Annotated in this window: 6 protein-coding genes; all 6 read right to left on the reverse strand. The window is 51.2% G+C overall.

Annotated features, from left to right (window positions below; all coding sequences use genetic code 11):
- A partial coding sequence (locus tag VF260_06730) for an MMPL family transporter (GenBank protein ID HEX7056876.1) occupies positions 1 to 1,027 on the reverse strand: 1,027 nt, incomplete at its 3' end.
- 1 nt (position 1,028) lies between these two features.
- On the reverse strand, positions 1,029 to 1,481 hold the full coding sequence (locus tag VF260_06735) for a MarR family transcriptional regulator (protein ID HEX7056877.1): 453 nt from the start codon (positions 1,479 to 1,481) through the stop codon (positions 1,029 to 1,031).
- Positions 1,482 to 2,156: 675 nt separating this feature from the next.
- Positions 2,157 to 3,977, reverse strand: a complete 1,821-nt coding sequence (locus VF260_06740) for an ABC transporter ATP-binding protein (protein HEX7056878.1) — start codon at positions 3,975 to 3,977, stop codon at positions 2,157 to 2,159.
- Positions 3,967 to 5,715 (reverse strand): ABC transporter ATP-binding protein, encoded by a 1,749-nt coding sequence (locus tag VF260_06745; protein HEX7056879.1) that lies wholly within the window; start codon positions 5,713 to 5,715, stop codon positions 3,967 to 3,969. Before VF260_06745 ends, VF260_06740 begins: the two co-directional genes overlap by 11 nt.
- Before the next feature lie 43 nt (positions 5,716 to 5,758).
- The gene (locus tag VF260_06750) at positions 5,759 to 6,325 is read right to left on the reverse strand and encodes a DNA-3-methyladenine glycosylase I (protein ID HEX7056880.1); all 567 of its coding nucleotides are present in this window, start codon (positions 6,323 to 6,325) and stop codon (positions 5,759 to 5,761) included.
- Positions 6,326 to 6,330: 5 nt separating this feature from the next.
- Positions 6,331 to 6,898, reverse strand: a 568-nt coding sequence (locus tag VF260_06755; protein ID HEX7056881.1) for a class I SAM-dependent methyltransferase, incomplete at its 5' end; no start/stop codon positions are given.

Genomic DNA, 6,898 nt, shown 5'->3' on the forward strand with positions numbered 1-6,898 from the left:
AACCGCGCACCGGCCAAAACAGCCTTTTCCCCAGCACTTTCATGAATAACGGCACGATTGTCATAAGCGCAACCATCAGCACCAGAACGCCAACCGCCACCGCCGCCGCCGATTGATACAAATTGAACTTGGCGAGCCCGATTGACGCAAAGCCGGCAAACGCCGCCAATCCGCTGAATATGACCGTTCTGCCGGCTGTTCGGTATGTATCGATAATCGCTTCGTTGACATTGCCATGATCGGCGAGTTCCTCTTTAAACCGGCTGAGCAAAAGAATGCAGTAATCGGTGCCGATACCGAACAAAACCGCCACCAGAAAGATTTGCGTAAACGTGGACAGCGGGAAACCGTACAAATCCACAAGATAAGCGACAATCCGCAAGCTGACCACATAGGTAACGCCCACGGTCAACAGCGGAATAAACGGCGCTACCGGCGAACGGAATACGAGAATCAGCACAAGCAAAATGAATACGACTGTTATCCATTCCGTCCTTTTCAACCCCTGCTCCGAAGACAATACCACATCTTCGTTAACCAGCGACGCCCCGGTTAAATAGTGTTCGACAGGAATATCGGCAAGCGCCTGTTTCAGGCTGTCGCGAATCTCGCTTACTTCCCGCCCGTTCCGGTAAACGGACAGCAAGGTGAGGATCGTTTTGTTATCTTTGGATATCAATTCATCCTTAAGCCGTTCATCCGTCAGGAATGAGGTGATGTCCGCGATGTTCAGTTTGGCCTTCTCATCTTGCAACTTGTTCAGTTCCTGCTTGATCGCGGCCATGTCCGCATCAGTTATGCCTTTTTGATCATGAAACACCAGCACGATCGACATTTTATCGGAATGCTTGGGAGAGCTTTTTGCGGTTAAATCGGCTGCGATCGACGACGACAAACCATCAGGAATACGAATTTGTCCCTTTTCCCGAACCAGTTTGCCCATATCCGGCCCGGTCACGTTCAATCCGACCAGAACGGCGATCCACAGCAACGCGATGATCCATCTCCACTTCACGATCCGGTTCATTTCAACAATCCTCCGATTTTCTTTTTATAATGCCGGCAATTTTTTCATAGATGCCGATAAACTGTTCAATTTCCTGCTCCTCTAATTCTTGCAAATAAAACAAAATCATATTCCGGATGCTTTCTTCAATTTGCGCGACAATCTTGGCGCCAAGCTCCGTCGCCGAGAGCAGGATCACTCTTCGGTCAGTCGCATCCGTCACTCTGCGGATGTATTGTTTGGCAACCAGCCGATTGGTCATCGCGGTTATGGCGCTGCGATTTACATTGCATCGTTCCGCCAATTGCGACGATGTGCACGGACCGTTCAAGCAAATATAACGCAGCACAAAGCACTGATCGGACGTCAATTCATCTTTCAACTCCGCAGTCATTAATGCGGAAATCCGCTTGATCGCGTAAAAATGCACCTCCGTGTAGCGCCGCATTAAACTGTCCAACTTGCTTTTATCCATTTTGCGCCTCCGCATTTACTTAGTTCAACTATTGAACTATTCAACGATGAAATTATATCGCGATAAAAAAATAAAAGCAACAGCAAATCGAAAATTTATCGCATGTGATCTGTTTGACATACTGGACAGCTCTGGGGATTAGTATGAAAAAAAACGGAATCTATGTAGGCGGTCTGATATACAGCAAACCTTTGGACGTATTCAGCAAACCTGAATCCATCGAGTCCAATATTGCCACCATCTGATTCGACGAAAACTTCGAATGGATCAACATCTGGACCGGTCCTTCCTGGAGAAATGTTCATGCGCCCGAACCCAACATGTTCATCGTGACGGGCGAAACCTATGAGCAGGCGATCGCCAATCAGAAAGCAATGAAGGAAAAATTTAACGACGACTATTTTGTGCCAAAAACTTTCCCTTGAATTCCCAAATTCCCGGTTGAATTCATGGCAATCATTACTTTTAATGGAAATCCACTATTAGGTTTTGTCGGTGAAAAAGAAGGGAAGGCCGCCACGCGCAATTTACATGTGATCTCTTGTGCGGCACAGCCTTGCTCGGGTGTATAAAAGATGTGCCTTCTTTGCGGGAAAAAGCCCCGTTATCGGGGCTAACGCATACCCATGAAATCCGTTGCAATACTTCGGGTACATTCCCCCGGCCGCCCAAACTTTACCTGCTGCCTGATTCCCGCATGGGCTCGCCGTGCGAATGCCGCACCATGTCGGCATAGATGCCGCCGCGTTTCAGCAACTGCCGGTGGTTCCCGGCTTCAACGATCCGGCCTTCCCGCATCACGATAATGCGATCCGCTTGCATGATCGTGGACAGACGGTGCGCAATCACCAATGTCGTGCGGCCTTGCGCAACCTTTTGCAGCGCCGCCTGGATCAACTGCTCCGTATGCGAATCCAGGTTTGCCGTCGCTTCGTCCAGGATCAAAATTTTCGGCTGAAAAACGACAATCCGCGCAAAAGAAAGCAATTGGCGTTCCCCCGCGGACAATCCGCTTCCCCGCTCCGACAGGCGGGTGTCATACCCGTGCGCAAGCCGGGAGATCATGCCATGGGCGCCTACAAGCTTGCATGCCGCCATTACTTGCTCGCGGCTGATCGATTGGTCAAACAACCGCACGTTATCGATGATCGTGCCGGAAAACAGAAAAGGCTCCTGCTGCACCAGCCCGACGATTTGATGCAGCGCATGCTGCGGAATCCGCCTGATGTCAACGCCGTCGATCTCGATACTGCCTGCCGTCACATCGTAAAACCGCGCCAAAAGGCTGATCAGCGAGCTTTTCCCCGCTCCTGTCTCGCCGACAATCCCGATAAACTCCCCGCCATTGATATGCAGATCGAGATCGTGCAGCACCTCGACGCCGTCGCCGTATGCAAAGCGAATCCGGTTAAAATCCACTCTCCCTTGCATTTCCGCGACTTGCAAACGCCTTTGTTGTTCCGGTGCGGGATCGGTTACTTCTTGCTCGGTGGCGAAAATCCGCCATATTCGGTCCATGGAAACCAGCGTCGACTGCATCGTATTCCACTGCTGGGTAATCTGGTTGATTGGCTGGAAAAACTGCCGGATATAACTGATAAACGCGTACAGGACGCCGAATTCGAGTTTTTGCCCCAATACCGCGAGCCCGCCGATCCAAACCAGCAAAGCGACCGCCACATTGCCGAGAATATCGAACGATCGGTTAAACAGGATGCTCGTCCGTACTTCTTGCAAGTTCGCCGCATAATATTTTTCATTCTGTTTGGTAAAACGCGCATGCTGCTCCTGTTCCTGATGAAAAGACTGAATGATGCTCATGCCCGCCAAATTTTCCGCTATGAACGCGATCAATCGGGAAAGCTGCGCTCTCGCCTGCTGGTAATACCGACGCAAAAAAGTGCGAAAAATGACCGCAATAATCGCGATGACCGGCAGCACGGCCATGCAATACATGGCCAGCTCCGCATCCAAATGGAACATGAACAATATAATCAATACCAGATAGAGTCCGTCGCGCACCAGGCTCAACAATACCTGCGTGAAAAATTGGCTGATCGTTTCCGTATCGCTGGACTCGTTGGTCACCAGACTGCCGATATGGTGGCGATCGAAAAACGACATCGACAAGCTCGCAATATGCCGGAACAAATCTTTGCGCAGTTGCGCGACAATCGATTGGCCCGCTTTTTGCAGCAAATTGGCCTGCAAATAAGTGAACAGCATGCTGACGGCAGCCAACACAAAATAAGTCAGCCCTAACAGAAGCAGGGTTTCCGCGCTATTCTCTCCGGTTAAAAGATCGCCGTCTATCGCAATCTTGACGAGGTATGGTTGCAGCAAATCGGCGGAAATGGCTAACAACGAGCATAAAACAATAATGAGAAACAACTTGCGATGCGGCGCCGCATAGGATAGCAAGGCGCGAAACGCTTTCCGCCTGTTTTCCGGCGATACGCTGTAGGAATTTTCGGATTTTTCGGCGTCATATGCCATGCGACATCCCCTCTTCCTGTATAGCGTAAAGCGAAGCGTAAATGCCGCCACGCCGCAACAGCTCTTCATGGGTTCCGCGTTCCGCTATTTTCCCCTCTTCCAGCACAACAATGTGGTCGGCATGCCGCAGGGCGCTAATCCGGTGGGCAATGATGACGGTCGTTTTGCCGCGTCTTTTTTTCCGCAAATTCGCAATGATATTCGTCTCTGTTACCGCATCCACGGCGCTCACGCTGTCGTCCAGAATCAGGATCGGCGCATCCTTGATAATGCCGCGCGCCAGGCTCGTGCGCTGCCGCTGCCCGCCTGACAACGTGACCCCCCGCTCTCCCAATCTCGTGGCAAATTTGTCCGGAAAGCCCATAATATTTTCATAGACTTCCGCCAGTTTCGCCGCCGATTCAACTTGCTCCTGCGTGGAATCGCGGTCAAAAAAGGCGATATTGTCGCGAATCGTTGTGCTGAACAGAAAACCTTCCTGCGGCACATAGGCAATTGTTTTCCGCAAGCTGTCCAAAGACAAACTGCGAATATCTTTTCCGTTGATAAACAGTGTTCCGTGCGGCGGATCATAAACCCTGAGCAAGAGTTTTACCAAAGTCGTTTTGCCGCTGCCTGTCCTGCCGATAATCCCAAGCGTTTCGCCCGGTTCGATCCGAATATGGATGTTTTCAAGCGATCGCTTCGCATTTCCGGGGTAGGTAAATGAAAGGTTGCGGATTTCAATCGTTGCATCCCGATCATCCAGTTTTAGCGCATGTTCCGCTTCCCGAATATCCGGCTGCACCCCCAGCAAGTAATCCAGTCGATCCACGGAAGCGCGCGCCCGCTGCATCGTATTGATGACATTGCCGATCTGCTGCAACGGATTGACGATCATGCGCAAATAAAGCGTCAGCGCGACAAAGTTGCCGAGTGTGATTTGCTGCTTGATCGTTAAAATGCCCCCGTAGGAAATGGCGAGCACAAGCGACAACGCCCCGGCAAACGGCAAAAGCGCCTGAAACAGCGACGACATCCTGACAAGTTTGAGCTGCTTGTCGCAAATCTCGTCGACAGTCCGGCCGAATCGCCTGTTCGCCATTTCTTCCGCGGCAAACGTTTTGGTCAGTCGAATGCCGCCAAACTGTTCCTCGGCAGACTCCGTCATGCGGGCCAGCGCGTCCTGCACGTTGCGCGACCGTTCGCGAATTCGCGGCCCAAATTGCACGACAAAAAACGGAATGGCCAAAAGCGGCAACACGCAAACCAAAATCAAGTAAAACGGGATTCCGCTAATGGACATCATCACAACGACGGATACGAGAAGAAAGGTAGCGTTGGTCGACTGGTTCACCCCGTTGGCGATCGACTCCCGCACCGCCGTGACGTCGTTCATTACATAACTGAGCAGTTTGCCGATGCCGTTTTGCGAAAAATAGTGTTCGCTGAGCGTGGTAAAATGCCGAAACAGTTCCTGTCTTGTGTTAAATTCGAATTTTCTGCCCAGCCGGTGGTTTACGTATTGCCCCGCTCCGAATAATACGCCGTAACCGCCCCCGATCAAAAGCAGCAAAACACTGTAAAATACGATTCCTTCGCGCGACAAATTCCCCATTTGCAAATCATCGGTAAACAAGTTCAGCACTTTGGGAAAAAAGGCGTATACGATATTGGCCGCGGCCATTGAAGCAACCGCCGCAACATACAACGGAAGATGCGCCTTGATATGGTTATAGATCAGCTTTCTGCCTTGCATTGTCCCTCACTTCCCGCGTTGAAAGTTACCATAGCAAATCGAATCAACCCATTAACTGGCGATGGCGAAAACAACCCGTGACGTGATCGTTGACCAGTCCGACAGCCTGCATGAACGAATAACAAATCGTCGGGCCGACAAAGGTGAATCCGCGTTTGCGCAAATCGTTGCTTAACTTATCCGAAAGCGGCGTTGTCGCGGGAACTTCCGCCAAAGTGTTCCAGTGGTTTTGGATGGGCCGCCCGTCCACAAAGTTCCATAAATACCGGTCGAAGCTGCCGAATGTCTCCCGGATGCGCAAAAACGCCCGCGCGTTGTTTACCGCGCTGCGAATCTTTAACCGGTTGCGCACAATTCCGCTGTCGGACAATAACTGCGCGATTTTTTGCTCGTCAAAAGTTACAACCGCTTCCGGATCGAACCCGGCAAAAACTTCCCGGTATCGTGCGCGTTTTTGCAGGATCGTCCACCAGCTTAATCCCGCTTGCGCTCCTTCCAAAACAAGAAACTCGAACAATTTGCGATCGTCATGCACCGGCACGCCCCATTCTTCATCATGGTAGGCAATGTATAACGGCTCTTTGCCGGCCCAGGCACAGCGCTCATGCATCGCGATCAATCCCCTTTCGTGGCAATAAAAAACGCCCGCTGCGACTCATCCGTTGGCGCGCTCCAACGAAAATCGGCGACGCATTCGACCGTGGCAAAACCTGACTTGATCAAGGCGCCGCGCAGCCAGGCCAAATCATACGCCCGCTGCACATGCGTCTCTTCAATTCTGGAAAAATACTCTTTCGTCACTCCCAAAGACTCTTGTTCACGCAAAAAAATAGACAATTCATGCACGATTTGACTTCGCTCATCATCAAAATCGCACGTCCAAATGTACGCAATATCATCTTCGTTAAGCACAAAAGGCTGCGCCTCGGCATATCTTCTCAATTGTCCCGGCGTATGCACATCAAACAAAAATTGCCCGCCGGAACGCAGGCCTTGCCAAGTTTGGCGAAACGTCGCCAGCACATCCTCCGGCTCAAGCAAATAATTCAGGCAGTCGCAAAACGAGATGACCGCATCGACTTGCCGGTCGAGTTCCCATTTTCGCATATCCTGCTTCAGCCAGAAAACCGAGCCGCCCGCCGCAAACGACGAGAATCGCTGCAATTGTTTCGACTTCTCCGCG

The organism is Bacilli bacterium, assembly GCA_036381315.1.
Classification (GTDB): Bacteria; Bacillota; Bacilli; order Paenibacillales; family KCTC-25726; genus DASVDB01.

What these genes read in the sequence shown, in the direction of transcription:
- VF260_06735 (HEX7056877.1), bottom strand. Translation starts at nt 1,481, where the DNA reads ATGGATAAAAGCAAGTTGGACAGTTTAATGCGGCGCTACACGGAGGTG.
- VF260_06740 (HEX7056878.1), bottom strand. Translation starts at nt 3,977, where the DNA reads ATGGCATATGACGCCGAAAAATCCGAAAATTCCTACAGCGTATCGCCG.
- VF260_06745 (HEX7056879.1), bottom strand. Translation starts at nt 5,715, where the DNA reads ATGCAAGGCAGAAAGCTGATCTATAACCATATCAAGGCGCATCTTCCG.
- VF260_06750 (HEX7056880.1), bottom strand. Translation starts at nt 6,325, where the DNA reads ATGCATGAGCGCTGTGCCTGGGCCGGCAAAGAGCCGTTATACATTGCC.